The 16,776-nt window shown below is 52.0% G+C and carries 9 protein-coding genes; 4 read left to right on the forward strand and 5 right to left on the reverse strand.

Features of this window, described 5'->3' with window-relative positions; all coding sequences use genetic code 11:
* The first annotated feature begins 189 nt into the window (after nt 1–189).
* Complete coding sequence (locus K3T83_RS12625) at nt 190–2,718, forward strand: DUF4012 domain-containing protein (RefSeq protein WP_220203320.1); 2,529 nt, start codon at nt 190–192, stop codon at nt 2,716–2,718.
* Between the two features lie 521 nt (nt 2,719–3,239).
* On the opposite strand, the gene K3T83_RS12630 is transcribed toward K3T83_RS12625, so the two are convergent.
* From K3T83_RS12630 to K3T83_RS12640, 3 genes are all read right to left on the reverse strand, one after another.
* Nucleotides 3,240–3,869, reverse strand: coding sequence for a TetR/AcrR family transcriptional regulator (locus tag K3T83_RS12630; protein WP_220203321.1), 630 nt, complete (start codon nt 3,867–3,869; stop codon nt 3,240–3,242).
* A gap of 192 nt (nt 3,870–4,061) precedes the next feature.
* Nucleotides 4,062–5,048: a carboxymuconolactone decarboxylase family protein gene (locus K3T83_RS12635; RefSeq protein ID WP_220203322.1), complete on the reverse strand. Its 987-nt coding sequence runs from the start codon at nt 5,046–5,048 to the stop codon at nt 4,062–4,064.
* A 300-nt stretch (nt 5,049–5,348) separates the two neighbouring features.
* Nucleotides 5,349–6,452: a winged helix DNA-binding domain-containing protein gene (locus tag K3T83_RS12640; protein WP_220203323.1), complete on the reverse strand. Its 1,104-nt coding sequence runs from the start codon at nt 6,450–6,452 to the stop codon at nt 5,349–5,351.
* A gap of 242 nt (nt 6,453–6,694) precedes the next feature.
* Here K3T83_RS12640 and K3T83_RS12645 point away from each other — a divergent pair, with 242 nt between their 5' ends.
* Entirely contained in the window at nt 6,695–7,663 is a 969-nt protein-coding gene (locus K3T83_RS12645) for a CPBP family intramembrane glutamic endopeptidase (RefSeq protein WP_220203324.1), read from the forward strand.
* A gap of 194 nt (nt 7,664–7,857) precedes the next feature.
* Here K3T83_RS12645 and K3T83_RS12650 read toward each other — a convergent pair whose 3' ends face one another.
* Both K3T83_RS12650 and K3T83_RS12655 read right to left on the reverse strand, forming a co-directional pair.
* Nucleotides 7,858–9,012, reverse strand: coding sequence for an epoxide hydrolase family protein (locus tag K3T83_RS12650; protein WP_220203325.1), 1,155 nt, complete (start codon nt 9,010–9,012; stop codon nt 7,858–7,860).
* Nucleotides 9,013–9,171: 159 nt separating this feature from the next.
* Entirely contained in the window at nt 9,172–11,148 is a 1,977-nt protein-coding gene (locus K3T83_RS12655; protein ID WP_220203326.1) for a serine hydrolase domain-containing protein, read from the reverse strand.
* A 330-nt stretch (nt 11,149–11,478) separates the two neighbouring features.
* On the opposite strand from K3T83_RS12655, the gene K3T83_RS12660 reads away from it, so the two are divergent.
* Nucleotides 11,479–12,180: a helix-turn-helix domain-containing protein gene (locus K3T83_RS12660; RefSeq protein WP_220203327.1), complete on the forward strand. Its 702-nt coding sequence runs from the start codon at nt 11,479–11,481 to the stop codon at nt 12,178–12,180.
* A gap of 448 nt (nt 12,181–12,628) precedes the next feature.
* Nucleotides 12,629–16,330 (forward strand): AAA family ATPase, encoded by a 3,702-nt coding sequence (locus K3T83_RS12665; RefSeq protein ID WP_220203328.1) that lies wholly within the window; start codon nt 12,629–12,631, stop codon nt 16,328–16,330.
* Nucleotides 16,331–16,776 lie beyond the last annotated feature (446 nt).

A 16,776-nucleotide genomic window follows, 5' to 3' on the forward strand; every position in this document is an offset into this window, starting at 1 on the left:
CCAGCCTCCCTATTTTTCGCATCGGGTCAGGGGTAACGAATGTCCAATACACCAATAGACAAACAAATGCCCACATCTTTATCCGTTGACAATACATCTTTTATAAATTCAGCTACATCAATTGTCGATAATACAAATAGCACGTCGGCACTTTGCAACAATCTGACAATAAAAGAAGAACAACAAACAATGGATATACACTCATCTACAACTGAGCCAGCAGCATCACTTATAAACGATTTGCTTGCAGCATCAGCGTTTGTGGACGAACCCTCTGCAATGTCTTCAAATGTTGAACTGGCAGAAACCATGCATGCGGAAGAGATCACAGAGACAACGGCCAGCGAACAGGTTTCCTCTACACCGCCTGCTCAGGATATAACAGAATTAGAGAAAGACACAACAAATACAATTATCAGCGAACCAGCAGAGGCTGTTCAAACCGAGGAACAAGCGGTCAAAGCAGACGAGAGCAAGCTACAGACCAGCCCTGATAGTCCTGCGGCAAGACCACACGCGATCAGCCCGAAACGTACATGGATCAGACGCCACAAAGCAACGACACCAATAGCAGCCATACCATCTCGTAAAGCCTGGTGGCGGCAACATCTTCCTTCGCTGCTCGTCCTGTCACTGCTATTCTTCGTCTCAGTCCTGCCACTCTCGATCAGCGTGAGCTATGAAGCCGGTGCCTACACCACTTATCAAGCCTTACGCTCGCACGCCTCCACAGGCATGCAACATCTGCTCAACGTGAAACAGATCTTTGCGGGTGCGCATATCAATTCCACCAGCGTTCTTGATCCCAACAAGTTAACACAAGCGAACAAAGAACTGGCAGCGGCCCGTCAGGACTTCGTGCAGGTACAAACGCAACTGGATAACGCACCATCAATTCAACTGGTGAAGCAATATTTGCCGCAGTATCGTTCACAAATTCGCACCGCACGAGCAGCCAGCCAGATTGGTATCGACCTGGCCGATATCGGACACAGCGTAATTAACAGCACCCTGACCCTGGAACCCAGATTTCGCAGCCCCTTGCTGGCCGTTGGTCAATCTCCCTTAATCACTTCAAGCGATATCGATCTCATTGGCACAACCATTGATAACATCATTCCACATCTCGACGATATCCAACGCCAGCTCCCGGCTGTCTCGCTCAACGACCTGCCCATCAGCACACAGACGCGCCATCAGCTACAACAAATCATTCCTTTATTGCCACAAGTCAAATCTTCGCTGGTAGAGGCACGCACGTTACTGGAACCCGCACAATGGCTGCTCGGCGTCAATGAGCCACGCACCTTCCTCGTACAGACGATGGATCGCGGCGAACTGCGTCCAACCGGCGGCTTTACTGGTCAATACGGAGAGCTACAAATTTATGATGGCAGAGTCGCACCCTTCTCGCTGCATGATATTGCCCTGCTGGAATACGGAAACCACAGCCCGGTTATTGGGCACTTCGCCCCGTCTGCTTATCGCTCCTGGTGGCCATTCGCCAACTGGGGGTTGCGTGACTCCAATCTTTCCGCTGATTTCCCAACGTCGGCAAAAATAGCGATGGCTCAGTACAAAGACGAGGTGAAACACGACGTTGATGGCGTCATTCTCCTCTCGCCCTTCCTGATTCAACATATCCTGCACGTCATCGGACCCATCCAGATTCCAAGCTATAACGAAACGATTACCGCCGAGAATCTGGAAGAGCGGCTCCACTATTATCAACTAGACAACGCGGGGATTCGCCGCAGCGAGATCATCGAACATGTCGAAGATCCGGCCTCTGCCCGCAAGCTCTTCACCGCTGCCGTCACTCACACGCTGATGGACCGGGTTCGTCATGCGCCGCTTAACGAATTGATGGCAATAGGCATGCAGTTGCTACATGATCTGAAAACAAAGGATCTCCAGGTCTACGTTGACAATCAGCAGATTGAGGAGTTGCTGCAACGCTACGGTTACTCTGGGGAGATTGACCGTTCCACCACCCACGACGGCCTCTACATAGTACAGACGAACGTGAGTGCCAGCAAAGCTTCTCAATATGTACAAACGAAGCTGCAAGACACTGTGACCCTCGATGCGCAAGGTGGTGCAACTCACGTACTGCAAATGCGCCTGATCTATAACCAGCTTGGCACCGTCTATGGGCTGGACACGTACCGCGATTATGTTCGCATCTATGTGCCGCCCTCCGCAAAATTCCTCTGGGGTAACGGCTTCGACAGCGGCCAACCACTCTGCGGCGGCCCACTACCGGCATGCCCGGCTAACGGCGTCTATCCCCACCAAGAGCTGGTCTGTCCCACAGGACAATATCAAGCGGGTTATGCTGCTCCCATGCTTGATGATCCCTATGCGGGCGGCGAGCATCCATTGGACAAGATTGGAAAGCCTACAACGTTTAAGAGCGACGAGGACCAGCGTGGCATGTTTGGCGGCTATGTCGTCATCCCCAAAAACTGTACTATGACGGTAACGCTCTCCTGGTACGTGCCGCCAATGGATACTCATCCATACAGTTTGCTGGTACAGCGGCAATCGGGCACCTATCCCGATCTCACGCTCACTGTGCAGCCCTATCCCGGGGACTGCGCCACTCAGAATACCAGCCTGTATTTCAACGGCGTCCTGACTGAGGATACATCGTTCGCGCTCAAAAATGCATCTGTCAACCACGCTAACCCGTCTGATTGTGCGCTAAGAACGTGAAATCTCGAAATATCGTAGTTACGCACTGATGAATTTTAACAATTTAGGACGGCGATCTCCCAAGTTGTTGTAGTTGCGCGATAATGGGATATAACAAATGAACCAGGGAATGCCTCGACAAATGAGCACCTTTTGCCCTCAAATGTTCCCCAATCATGAGCACTGGGAGAAATGTACCTGGGCAAACCGCTCCACATCTGGGGTATCAGCCTGGAATGGTGTAAATAAACCGCTCATACTCGTTCAACATAGAGGTCAAGAAATTGGACAACAACCTCCGATGATCAAACCTAAGCGCCAGATAAGCACACGCTGGCTTCTCACACAATTGGAGCTAGAGATATGGTTCATGAGACACGAAAGGAGATTACAGGAGAGTATTCCAAAGCGGGCGCTGGTTCTCGCAGAGGGATTGAAGAAGCTTCTGTTCTAAGATCTTCCCATCAGGAGGAAGAAAAGCCACTTTCCAGCTTGAGTTGTAGAGGAGATGATATTGCCAGCACCCGCTTTGGAATACTCTCTTATGCGTTTTCCTCCTTTTTATAAAAGCAACGCTTCATTAAGTCCAAATAATTATCCCATTCTCTAAGCTGCTCCACATCGGAATCTTCATAAGAATTTATGTTATTACTTTGTTGCTCTGCAAAACTTAGTGCCGTCCAATGAATGATATTGATTGCTTTTTGAATATCGATATCGTCGCGAAATTTTGTTACATCAATATTTCTATAAATTCTTGCAGAACCGTTATCGAGGACAGCTTTCTTCATTCTGTTATCAATTTCAGATTTTACTTCGGGAGCATTCTCCTGGGCAAGAGCTTTAAGAAAATCAAATGCCCGTGGAAATTTCCTGTAAATTTTAAATTTAATTACGGCTATTTCTTTCAATCTTTGGAAAATATCTGTTTCATTCCAGTCCAGTTCATCGTAGATTTTATCAATAAACTCAACAATATAATTGAGCAAGAATACATACAATTCCTTTTTGCTATGAAAATAGCTGAATAATGAACCTTTGGCTATATTCGCTTCTTTAACAATCTCATTTGTAGAAGCTCTGTCATAACCACTACGCGCAAATTCTTTAATAGCTGCATTAATAATATTTTCTTTCTTCTCCGGTTCTAAACTAGAAAATTTTGGATACATGGTAGCTGCCTCATTCCTCGGTTGGTATGACCACTTCGATCATTTCTTATTCTATATCGAGTGACCGAAGTGGTCAAGAGCAACGCACGTTTTAAAATCTAGCAGATGCGAAAAAGGTGGGACTGCGGGGATGCCCTCCATCTTTTTTCGGACTCACATCCCCATGAGTCCCGCCTGACCAACTCCAGACAGTCATATCTCTCCGATCCGCGTGCCATCAAACGGGAATGAGCCTACGCCGCTGATCCTGGCTGTGCCTGCGAGGAAGTCGCCGTCAACTATTCCGTCCCATGTGATGGTTACTTGAAACGGTTTCGTCATGACAGTCGTGAACGTCACTTGGTGCCCCTGTACCTTTCCTTCTGAGATTGGCACGGTGATACCAGCTGCCTCATTGGTGCCCGAGCCGGACAGTACACCCTCCTTCATCACGAGCACGAGCCGGAGTTCCTGAGTTGCGGCTGGGTGGTAAAATTTCAGGTGCCATATCCCGTCTAGTTTCACCTCTGCTAGTGCTCCAGCCGTGGAGGTGCTAGTCGGCCGTTGGGGAGGCACGGATGTCTCGTAAGACATCCCCTGGCCGAGTCGAGGACGCCCAGGCTCGGCCAGCACCCCGAGCGAATTCAGGAAGCCGGCGTTCATCCGGTAGAAGCCAATCAGCATCAGCAATTCGATGATCTCGCCCTCGTCATACATCGCGGTCAGTGCCTTCCACGTCTTCTCCGAGGCACAGTCGTCTGCACAGAGGTCATCGACTAAGTCCAGTACCGCCGCGTCAGCGTCGGACCATGAGTCCGTGCCTTGCGCAAGGGATGCAATCTCGGCGGCGGTTATGCCGGTACTGAGTGCTCCGGGAACGTGGTTGGCCCACTCGTACTCGCAGGAGGAGCGAAGTGCAACCCGCAAGATCAGCAGTTCGCGTGTCCGCATGGACACCCGTCCTCCGGTCGTGAGGTGTGCTCCAAACTCCAGCCAGGCCGCCAACAAGTCTCCACGATGCGCAAGCATCCGAAGGACGCTCGACGCTCCGATAGCAGCCATCGTGCGCTGCTCTTCCGACAGTGCGGACACGTCCATCAGTGGAATGCGGGGTTCTGTCGGCCGCTGAATCGCTCCCCGCCCTGGCCCTACACTCGCTGGCGTCGCGTCGTTCGATTTATTCTTCATTTCATCTTCCATGAGGCTTTCCTTCCTTTGTTAAAATGACCGAAGTGGTCATTTTTATTCTACACTAAATGACCGAAGTGGTCAAGAGCATTGTAGATAGAGTGTGTCCTTTACAGGAGAGCATTCCAAAGCGGGTGGTGGAGCGGTTTGCCCAGGTACATTTCTCCCAGTGCTCATGATTGGGGAACATTTGAGGGCAAAAGATGCTCACTTGTCGAGGCATTTACCAATTATTTTAGTTAATGATCACAATCGCACAATTACGACATTCCGAGATTTACTGGATGCCATCCCATAATATATCCCCTTTTATCATCCCTTCATGACACGAATATCGAACGCATCAGCGCCATCAAGCACCCAGCGCATGAGCCGCTCGCCCTCCGCTTGCAGCTCAGCCTGTACATCCGATGCCAGCGGATTGAATGGGTGGATCGCAAGCGTTGCGGATGTTGGCCCCCGCTCAATCTTCCAGGCGCCAGCGACAAAGCCATCAACCAGGAACGTTGCGCAGTTCAGACCATTTTGCATAAAAATGGAAGGAAAATAGGCGCGATCCACAATGCGCCCGCGCTCTTCATAGGAGAACAGGAGATTCTCAAACTCTGGCAGGAAACGGACTGGCACAGGAGTATCCTCAGATGGTCTTGGCGCGTCGGGCAGATCGAAGAGTTCGCGGCCCTGTTCGTCGCGAAATGTGAACAGTTCTGGTCGCAAGGCTTCAATGGTTTGCCGAATACCGGTAATTCCCGACCACTGTTGAATATCTTTCACACTTGCAGGACCAAAAGCCGTCAGATAGCGCAGAACAAGCTGAGGTAGGGTAAAATCGGTGTTGGGGAATGGGCGTTCAAGCCACATGGACGCCTCCATATGTATAGGTTTGCCCGTAAAGCCCCATGTGCCAGCAGGGAGTATCTGAATGAGCGCCATATGCATTCGTACCGAATCTGCAATCTGCTGCTTTCCCATGCCAGGATAGAGTTCTTCCATCTTTGCACGCAACTCGACGGCGGTGCGTGGCTGCTCTCGTATATATGCCTGCATCTCAGCAATGAAGTGATCCAGATCGAAGCCTTCAGTACGTTGGGCAAAAAGATGCAGGTTGCGCGTCAGTGCTGGCTTGAGCAGAGGTTGAAACAGGAGATAGTCATCTGCCGCAATGATATGCAGCGTGCCACGCAGAGACGATGCCCGCAATACCTGTTTGTTTTCAAGCAACGCGGTGAGATCCGCGCGCTGAAATGCCTGTAAGCGCGTCCACAGTCCGATATAGGGTGCATTAGAGACCTGACCTTGCAGCGCCACAAGCCACCGAATCACCTCAAGCGGCGCACGATCTGTTTGCTCCAATAAAAATTGACGGGCAAGGGTGGCACGATTCAGTTCGCGCAACGTGAGGACATGCTCTGTCATTCTTTCTCTCCATAATTAGAAATAAAGGTACATAATCGTACTACAGACTCATTTCTCACCTCAACGACAGAAATATGTATAAGAGGTAAGACAGGATCTCTGCCAGGGTGATATTTGAATCCTGGGCAAACTTCTGAAATGACAAAATACCATACTTTCGTGACATTTTTGACATAATTTCGGCACAACCAGGAGAGATATTACCTGTGGAAACAAAAACACCGGAGGATTGTACAAATACCATGCAAGCAAACCGAAAAGATCAACACATAAACGATATACAAACAAACCGAAAAGATCAGCATACAAATGGGAGGATGAATCAGTTCCGGGTATGGAAATCCCATCCACTCGTCGCTTACTTTGTTCTGACCTACGCTCTCTCATGGCTATTGCTGGGTCTGGTAGCCCTCTCTGCTCACGGACTCATCTCTCTCCCATCCAGCCTCATCTTTCCCCTCACGTTTGTGGGCAGTATTGGACCGCTCCCTGCGGCCTTATTGGTTACAGCGACAACCACTGGCAAGGGAGGGATGCGCGCCTTTTTCCGCCAATTGTTCATCTGGCGAGTGAACCTGTGGTGGTATCTCGTGGTCCTCTTCGAACCGGCCCTCGTTACATGCATTGCCATAGCAGCAACATTGTTTCTGGGAGGGCCTACTTTCGATTTCGCCCATCCTCCAGTGGTCCAGCGACCTCCTCTTCCTCTTCCCGCTGGCATCAATCCCTGGCTTTTGATCGTCCCATTGTTTCTTCTAGGCGGTCTGCTTGGTGGCCCAGCGGGAGAGGAACCAGGATGGCGCGGATTTGCGTTGGCAAAGCTCCAAGATCGATACAGTGCCTTGGGAGCAAGCCTCATCCTTGGAGCCTTGTGGACGGTGTGGCACCTTCCATTCTTCTTCATACCAGGAACATCTCAATCCACTACTCCTTTCTTCGTCTTCGCTCTCGGCACTCTTGCGAACAGCATTCTGTTTACCTGGGTTTACAATCACACGCAAGGGAGTGTCTTGATGACGTTTTTGTTCCACAATGCACTCAACATCACTGCCCTCTATCTCCCTCTTTCGCTTTGGGACCAATGGCAAGGGGTGGTGGCACAATGCCTTGTGGCATTGGCTGTGGTCATCGCTACTAGTCCCACACGCCTCTCTCGACGATTATCTTCGGAGCAAACACCATCATCTGGACTATATCCAAAAACCGAATGAGAGGACAGGAGGTGGTGGTGGCGTTAGCACCACAGCCAGATTAGTTATTTCCATACCAAACATCGCTTTGCCGCTGGATAGCAGCCGGTTGGCTCAGCTCAATCGTCTTTTCTTCTCTGCTATCTCCAATTCCAGGGAATCTCTAGGGAGATTCCCTGGACCTCACGAGAGTTCTTATGCCTGTATATGCCGGGCTAACGCAAAGGACGGAAGAAGGCCCTTAACTCCTCAGCCAGCAATTGCGGCTCCTCCAATGCAGCAAAATGGCCGCCTCGTGGCATCTCCGTCCAGCGCTGCACACGTAAAAAGCGCTCTCCCAATTCGCGTGGAGGCAAAGTAAGATCTTTGGGAAAGGTGGCAACGCCAGCCGGTATCTCAATATATTGCCCTGGCTTGAGTTGTGGTGCCGCATGCGCATCATCGTAGTACAGGCGAGCAGAGGAAGAGATTGTCTCTGTAGCCCAATAGATCATAATCTGAGTCAACAATTCATCTTTGCTAAAACGCTGCTCCACATCTCCAGCGCAATCGCTCCATGCCCGAAACTTCTCGACGAGCCAGGCAGCCAGACCAACCGGGGAATCGTTTAAGCCATAAGACGGCGTTTGTGGCTTCGTTGATTGAAGCATCGCATAGCCTCCCTCTTGCATAAACCACTGCCCAACCGAACCAAGAAACTGTTGCTCTGCCGGAGAGGGATTTGACAGGTCGGAGGGAAAGATGCCAGCAGGCTCGCCTGGAAAGCCAACATCCGTCAGATGAATACCCACAAGCGCTTCAGGATGAGACAGTGCCAGCAAGCGTGTCACCCGACTGCCAATATCTCCCCCACCAGCCGCAAAGCGCTTGTAGCAGAGAACGTCGGTCATCAATCGCGCAAACAACTCGGCGATGCGAATCGAGGTCGCTCCATGTACCTTATCAGAAAAACCATACCCTGGCAGCGATGGCACAATCACATCGAACGCATCCGCCGGGTCGCCACCATAGTTGGCCGGGTCTGTGAGCAGCGGAATAATCTTGTGCATGCGGTAAAACGAATCGGGCCAGCCGTGCGTGAGGACAATTGGCAATGGAGCTGGCCCTTTGCCGCGCTCATGCATAAAATGGATGCCAACACCATCAACATCCGCTTTGAAATGTGCAAACCGATTCAGCTTCGCCTCTTGAGTCCTCCAATCAAATGTTTGCAACCAGTAGGCAACGAGTTCTTTCATGTATGAGAGTTTCGCGCCATAGTCCCAGCCAGCATCTTCTACCTCATCGGGCCAGCGAGTGCGAGCTAAACGTTCGCGCAGATCATCGAGGGTGGTCTGGGGAATCGCAATAGTGAAAGGCTGGATGCTCATGCAATACCGCTCCTTTTATGCTCTAATTTCCTTGCCTTTTTCTTTATATAGAGAGCATATCATGGAAGGAGGACAAAATCAGTCATTATTTAAAAGGTTCGACCCAAAAGCCGGAGTTTGTGAGCGCTCCGAGGAGGTTCATTGGTCGTGGTTCCATCCTCAGGGAAGCCACAACAGATGCCAGAAATTCAGATCCAGACTAAAAGCAATCCCGGCCAGAGCCAGCAGGACATAGGAGAAACACCTCCATTGGTTCCAGGAGGGCATTCTCCAGACCTGGAAGCTCCAGAATACCATTCCCAGTGTGAGCAGAGCGGAGATGCTGGCCAGCATCATGACGACGACTAAGGTTGGCGACATGGCAAATTGCACGGCATAAAGATCGTTACTGTTGAAAAGCAGGAAGAACCCGATCAGAACGATCACGTTAAGGGTGCTCATACTCCATCCCACCCACCGGGGAAATTCGGAGCGGAATTGGATGACCTTCAGCTTCAAGCTTCCCTTCCTCCTGATGGTAGCAATGAGGTGAACAAGTGCCGAAAGACCCGATCCCAGGAAGAGTAACAAGCAGATCAGCAGCAGTCCCAAATGAAAGGGAGGCGTTTCGTCCCAGGCTCTTTTCTGGTAGGCCTGATACGGGCGATTGCCAATATACATGTTCATCTGCGAACCTGAGCGACGGAAGATGACTGTATCAGAGTGTTTATTCGTTTGCTGGAAGACCCAGGGCTGGGCTTCTACCAGGTCGATGTCCTGGTCGCCTACCCCACTGATAACCAGATGCCCATTGCCAGTATTGCTCACCGTGATGGGGGAAAGCAGATCGTATCCCACCTTCTGATAGGTCGTTTGGTTGCGCCGCGTTGACCAGTAGGTTCCCTCAATCTGGCTCGCACGTTCGGCAAAGCCAGCCAGCGGCGTAGCCAAAGTGGCACGCGGAGCTGGATAATAGTGATCCATAAATGCTTGCAAGAGATTTTGGGAGGCTGTGCTCCCACCAGGACTGTTGAAGGCGACAAAGAGACCAACGTGAGATTTCGGCAGCAGCATCAACAGCGAATAAAACAACATTGTATCACCAGAATGTCCAATCAGGCGCTGTTGATTGATCTCTTGTTCGTAGAAGCCATAGTCCATCCCAGGCAGCCGAGGATCATTGGTAAAATGCTGCTGTTGCATTTTTCTCGCCGTGAGTTCCTGCAAGATATGGGCTCTGCCAAAGCGTCCCAACTGTAACTGCGCGATCATAAAGTTGGCCATATCAGTCGCCGTTGCGCTGAGTGCTCCAGCAGGAGCCGTTTCAATATTTTCAAAAGAACCCGCGTCGTAGGTTCCACTATGGTAGGTATAGCCCTGAGACATCTGGCCTGCGAGGTTGGCTGGTAGCGGCTGACGAAAGGTACTATGGTACATGTTGAGTGGCTGGAGGATAGAGTGTTCGATGTACTGCTCAAAAGACATTCCTGAGACCTGCTCAACGATATAGCCGGCCAACGCAGCTCCATAGTCGGAATAGGCAGTGACCACTCCAGGAGGGAAAATGCGCGCCGGGATATGTTTGGGGAGCCAGATCCCCAGAGGCTCCAGATCACTCACCTGGGGAACCAACTGCCCAATCGTACCATCCTCAAACCCGGCAGTATGGGTCAACAGATTTTCAACAGTGATCGGCTGAGGATAGCTAGCTGGGATATGAAACGTCTTGAGATAAGTATTGACATCCGCATGCAGATCGATCTTCCCGTCCTCAACCAGTTGCATCAATGCCGTCCAGGTGAGAAGCTTACTGACAGAACCCAGGCGAAACAAGGTGCTATCGGCCTGGATCTTTTTGCCTTGTTGGAGGTCAGCCTCGCCATAGCCTTGAGAGAGCAGGATATGTCCATCCTTCACGATAGAGACCGCTACACCTGGAATGTGATGAGCGGTCATCTGCTCGGGCAGCACACTGTGCAAAAATGTTTTTAGTTCCTGCGGATCGCCCAATGGCACGAATGAATGTTGAGCGGCATACGCAGAGACTGGAAGCATGGGGGTCAACGAGAAGGCAATCCATACACTGAGTAAAACAAGAGAGCCAATCATGAAGCGCATATGTCGCGCCAATCCCTGACGAGGGAGATAGAACCACATAATGAAAAACTCCTTCTGAAGACGAAGTAGCTATTATTAGAAAACCTGAAGGTGAGAAACACGAAAGGACCATCAGGTGAGAGCGCTGGCCTCCGCTCCTCTGTGCGGCACGTGGTGATGCTCGTATCGACGTTCCTTCGGCCAGGTTACTCAAGGCAAGCATACAGGGCCTCATCCTATGGTACAATGGAGAAGGCTGAGCATTTGCTAGGCAACTATCTCACGGAAGGAAATGCCCAGTCGAGAAGAAAAGCAGGCATCTTTCTGATCTTGATGCACGGGATGAAGGATACTTGCAAGCGTCTGAGGAGTCTCAACCAGAAGGAGAAGATGAAGCCGAATTATCGTTTGAAAGAGGCGCGCGAACAGCGTGGATGGTCCCAGGCAAGGGTGGCTGAACAGATTGGGACTGACGCGGGCAATGTGAGTCGGTGGGAACGTGGGTATTCATCACCTTCTCCCTACTACCGAGAGAAGCTCTCCACTCTCTTTGGCAAGGAAGTTGGCGACTTAGGTTTGCTGGGAGAAAATGACCATGTTCCTCCGCAGCCACGCACTCCCGACCCGGCAGGGATTGCTTCTGGTGAACAGCCGTTAGAGACCCTCGCACTCGCCTCACGTATTCTGGCGAGCCTCAGCTATAGCGTATTCTGGTGGACAGGACTACTCATGCTGCTCTTTTCAAGAAAGGATCGTTTTGTTCGCTTTCATAGTCTGCAATCCTTGCTGCTGTTTGGAGGAATAACTCTCTGCAATGTTGTTTTCATTGGGATCGTCTCTGCTCTCTCCGGGCCTGCACCAAATCTCATGCCTGTCCACACAACTCTCCTTTCTCAACCAGTCTCACAGGGGCAGGCAGGTTTTTTGGATTCTATCATTGTGCTCGCTGTTCTTTGCGTCCTCTTCCTGAATATCGGGGCAGCCTTGGCCTGGGGGGTGGGGATCGTGATGGCTTTGAGGGGAAGGTATTACAAATTGCCTTTGGTAGGCCACTTCAGTGAGAAAATGAAAGCTCCTCTGTCCTCTCATTAAGTGACTCGTGGCTCTGCTTTTTGCTCTCTTCTATCCCCGCTATAAAGTTGTGCGCAATCAATAGCTTGTAGGGCCGCTTATATACTATATCGCTCTATTAACCTGCATTGTACCAGTACTTTTTCCCGCCTCCGCTTTCACAATTCTGACAACTGCGCAATAGTGTGGTACACTGCACATAGCAGGCAAACACTCCAACGAACTTCTATGGGATCGGGATGTATGTTTTTCGTGAACGCCTGTTCATTCACAACAACAATAATAGGTGCGGGGTGGAACCTCATTGGCGGACGGAACGGGGAAAGGGTGTACAACTTCTTGGTGAAATGGGCTATTGACACCCATATGCTCTGCCTCGTATACTGCTTTTGCTATAGGTTCATGTTAGTTTGTGTTAGGAACCATGCACCCATTACAGTAACGGGAAGATTGTGGAAGAGTAGTATTCATGGAACAGTCAGCCTTTTTAAGTATTGTACGAACAGATGCCACATATCGGTTTCGTCTTGATCTTCCCGATGGCCCGATAGCAGGAGGCCAGGAATATAACACTGATCTCAGTGTCGAGACGAGGGAGCGTTTACGACGCCTTTTGCAGTCAGCATCCCAATCGATGCAGGGCATTGTCTCTTCAACGCAAGCGATGGCATCTGTCGCACCAGATTTTAAACGCCAGACCAGTAGACTGAGCGCAGTGAATGATGCACTGCTCTCGCTTGGTCGTTTTCTTTTTGAAAGCGTCTTGCCGGCTCCTCTGCAAGAAGCGCTTCGTCATCTCGATTCCCCTCTGCTCTTTAGCACGAATACACCAGATATTCCCTGGGAATTGATGTTCGATGCCAGCTCAAAACCCGGTCGCCATATCTGTCAGGTTATCGCCACTGGACGCGTCACCTCTACAGGCCGGGAGCGCGAGCTATTTCCACGCATGGCACCCCTTCCTGAGCGTCCAACTCGCAAGCTGAATAAGCGCGAGGCCCAGGGACTTTCCGTGCTGTTCCTAGTCAATCCAACCAGCGAACGCCCCGGAGCCGAGGAAGAGATTGCCACGCTCTGTACCAGCCTGCCAGAATCGATCTCGCGGATCATTCTGTATCGTCAGCAGGCCAATCAGCTAGAGATGCGTATGCGCATCGGCGCTGAAACGCCGCATGTGATCCACTATGCCGGCCCCTTGCCTCTGCTCTCTGCATCAGGTGAGCCGGTACTGGCTCTGGCCGGGAACTCGCGGCTGGATGGTGGCGCTATCGAGCAGCTTTTCCAGACCTTACCAAAACGCCCTCTGGTATTTCTCAGCTACTACGACGAAGAGCGTCAATTGCGTGCTGGAACCAGTTCACTGGGTCAGCAAGAGCGCGACGAGGCCAGCGAACGGCTTGCTGCGGCGCTTCTCAACGCCGGAGCTGGTGCAGTAGTGGCGATGCGCTGGCCGATCAACACGTTCCGCACACGTGAGTTTGTTTCGCTCTTCTATGAAGATGTCGCCGATGGCGTGACATTAGGGGAGGCGCTCCGTCGTGCCCGTATGACGCTTGCTCAGCATTATGTCGATGACACTTCCTGGGCAACGTTCGTGTTGTATGGCGATCCCAACCAGCGCCTTGTCTCCACCTCTCTTGCCAACAAAGAGCGTTCGATTGAGCCTCATTACGATCTCTTTGATGATAGTCATATCATGGCTCCCATCCTGCCCTCTGCCAATACGCCTGATCGTCGCTTCCGACGCGCCGTGTTGGAACTGGCGCTGGGTGAGGCACGCCGTATGCATAAAGATTACCTGGGCACACCGCACCTCTTTATCGCGCTAACCAAGCTCGATGGCGGCTGTACTCAGGACGCTCTGCGCACGCTGGGTTTCTCACCCAAACAGGTGCGCGATGTGATCCGTCTGGCGCTTGGCTCTGGCAAGGCCACCATTGACACGCCCATTCTACCCACACGCCGCTGTAAAGAAATCTTACAAACGGCGGAACGCAACGCCCTTAATGCAGGCTCCTCGATTGTCGATGAACGAGCTATTGCACAGGCGGTGCTGAGTGAAGGCGATGGCGTAACTCATGAGCTATTAACCAAGCTGGGAATCAATCCTGCCCATCTGATCGATCTAATTATGCAAAGCAGTGCTCGCGCGCTGCTCGAACTGGTTCCTTCAGCTGGTGCCAGTCCCGAAGTCGTCCCAGAAGAAATACCAGGCGCATTGGGCGCTGACAATGGAGGGAAAGGCGGCAACTCCGTTCTCGAACGGTTGGGACGCGACCTGACCCGCCAGGCCACCAATAAACAACTTACGCCGTTAATTGGGCGCGATACAGAGATTCGCCTCCTGATGCAGACGTTGATGCTAAAGGATCGCAACAATCCCATTCTGATTGGCGATTCCGGCGTCGGCAAAACGACCATCGTAGGCGGTTTGGCACAACGCATCGTCGATGGCAAGGTGCCACCCGAATTGCGCGGGAAACGCCTGATCGAGCTATCGGCCAGTTCGCTTGTCGCTGGTACCAAGTATCGCGGCGAATTTGAGGAGCGTTTGCTCAAAGTGCTGGAAGAGGCCGAGGGTAGCGGCAACATCATTCTCTTTATCGACGAGATGCATCTTTTGATCGGCACTGGACGAGCCGCCGATGGCAGTATCGACGCCGCCGGTATCCTCAAACCTGCACTCGCTGGTGGACGCCTGCGCTGCATCGGCGCAACCACTCCACAGGAATATCGTCTGATTGAGAAAGATGCTGCAATGGAGCGCCGCCTGCGCCCGATCTTGATTGAGGAACCATCCCCCGAAGAGGCGCTGGAGATCCTCAAAGGCATGCGTCCCCTCTATGAGCAACATCACCACGCGACCATTACCGATGATGCTCTACAGGCCGCTGTCAACCTCTCGGAGCAATATCTGCCCAATCTGCGGCTGCCGGATAAAGCGTGTAGTGTACTGGATGAGGCCTGCTCTCAGGCGCGCATCTCCTGTCTGGAAGAGCAAGAGGCAATGGAACAGGACCAGAGCGATGTTCACGAGGAGCAGCCTATCTCGCCTGTGATTACCGCTCCGATGATCGCCGAGGTAATTTCGTATCGCACCGGCATCCCTGTACGCGCTCCGGGCCGTGAGGAACGAGATCGCCTGCTCAGTCTGGAAACGCGTCTGAAAGGGCGCGTCATTGGTCAGAACGAGGCTGTGAATCGCGTCGCCCAGGCTATCCAGGTGGCGCGTGCGGGCCTCAAGCCGCGCAATCGTCCAGCCGGTGTTTTCATGTTTCTTGGTCCAACCGGCGTTGGTAAAACCGAGCTGGCACGAGCGCTGGCCGCAGAGATCTTTGGCTCCGACGAACACCTGATCCGCGTCGATATGTCGGAGTACATGGAGAAGCACGCGGTTTCACGCATGATCGGTGCACCTCCGGGCTATGTCGGTCACGACCAGGAGGGGCAACTCACCGGCAAGCTACGTCGTCGCCCCCATTGCGTCGTCCTGCTCGATGAACTGGAAAAGGCCCATCCAGAGGTCTTCGATCTCTTCCTGCAAGTCTTCGACGCCGGTCGCTTAACCGACGCGCAAGGTCATACGGTGGATGCCCAACACGCCATCTGGATCATGACCTCGAACGTGGGAACCGATATGCTGGGTCGCTCCATGCATGTTGGCTTCCGTTCCGGCAAAGAGGCTCAGGAAGAATCGCAGCGCGATAAACTCTGGGAGCGCCTCCGTCAGACGTTCCGCCCGGAGTTTCTCAATCGTATTGACGATGTAATCATCTTCCATTCGCTGGATCAAGATCAGGCTCACCAGATCACGCGCCTCCAGATGAACGAACTGGCAAGCCGCTTGCTAGACCAGGGCTTGATCCTGCACACAGATGAGAGCGCCATCGATCTGCTGTGCAAAGAGGGCTTCAGCACAACTCAGGGTGCGCGTCCGCTGCGCCGCGTGATCGAGAAGTTGTTAACAGTTCCTCTGAGCATGCGCATCCTGTTAGCCGACATTCCACAGAACGGCGAGGTGCATGTCAGCGCCGTCGATGGCAAGCTGACAATCGATATCCGCGAGGGCGAGCCGGTACTGCTCACTCCGCTGGAAGAAGAGGAAACCGCCGAGATCGACAGCATTGAGTCGGGGAGGATCGATAGCGGCCCCATCACCTACGTCCAATAAGGAAAGATGAACGAGATGGAAGAGGTTGCGCCATTGCAACCTCTTCCATCTCGTTCATCTTTGTTATAGACGATTGTTCCACAAGATATTATTCCACCAGTTTTTCTCCTTTGAAACCTGTCAAACAGACTGTTATTGCTCACCATATGTGCTTCTCAGAGTATGCAATCAGGGCTTTCCAATTCTCCCATCTAGCAGGAGTGCAGAGGGCGGCAGCCCTTTGCCAGGGTGCGGGGTGTCCCCGCAAAAACCTTTTTTCTTCTCTTTTGCGCGCCGCCTGCGGCGGCGCGCGAAGGAGGGAAGGAAACTGGGGACACCCCAGACCCCGGCAGGGAGACCCCTGCCCCCCTTTGAGCGGAGAACTGAAAAGCCCTGAGTATGCAATGCTTCTCCTTGACTTTCCTTTTTGTGTCAACATACAATGGATGTGTCGGACATTAGCGTCA

It is taken from the genome of Reticulibacter mediterranei (assembly GCF_016587455.1).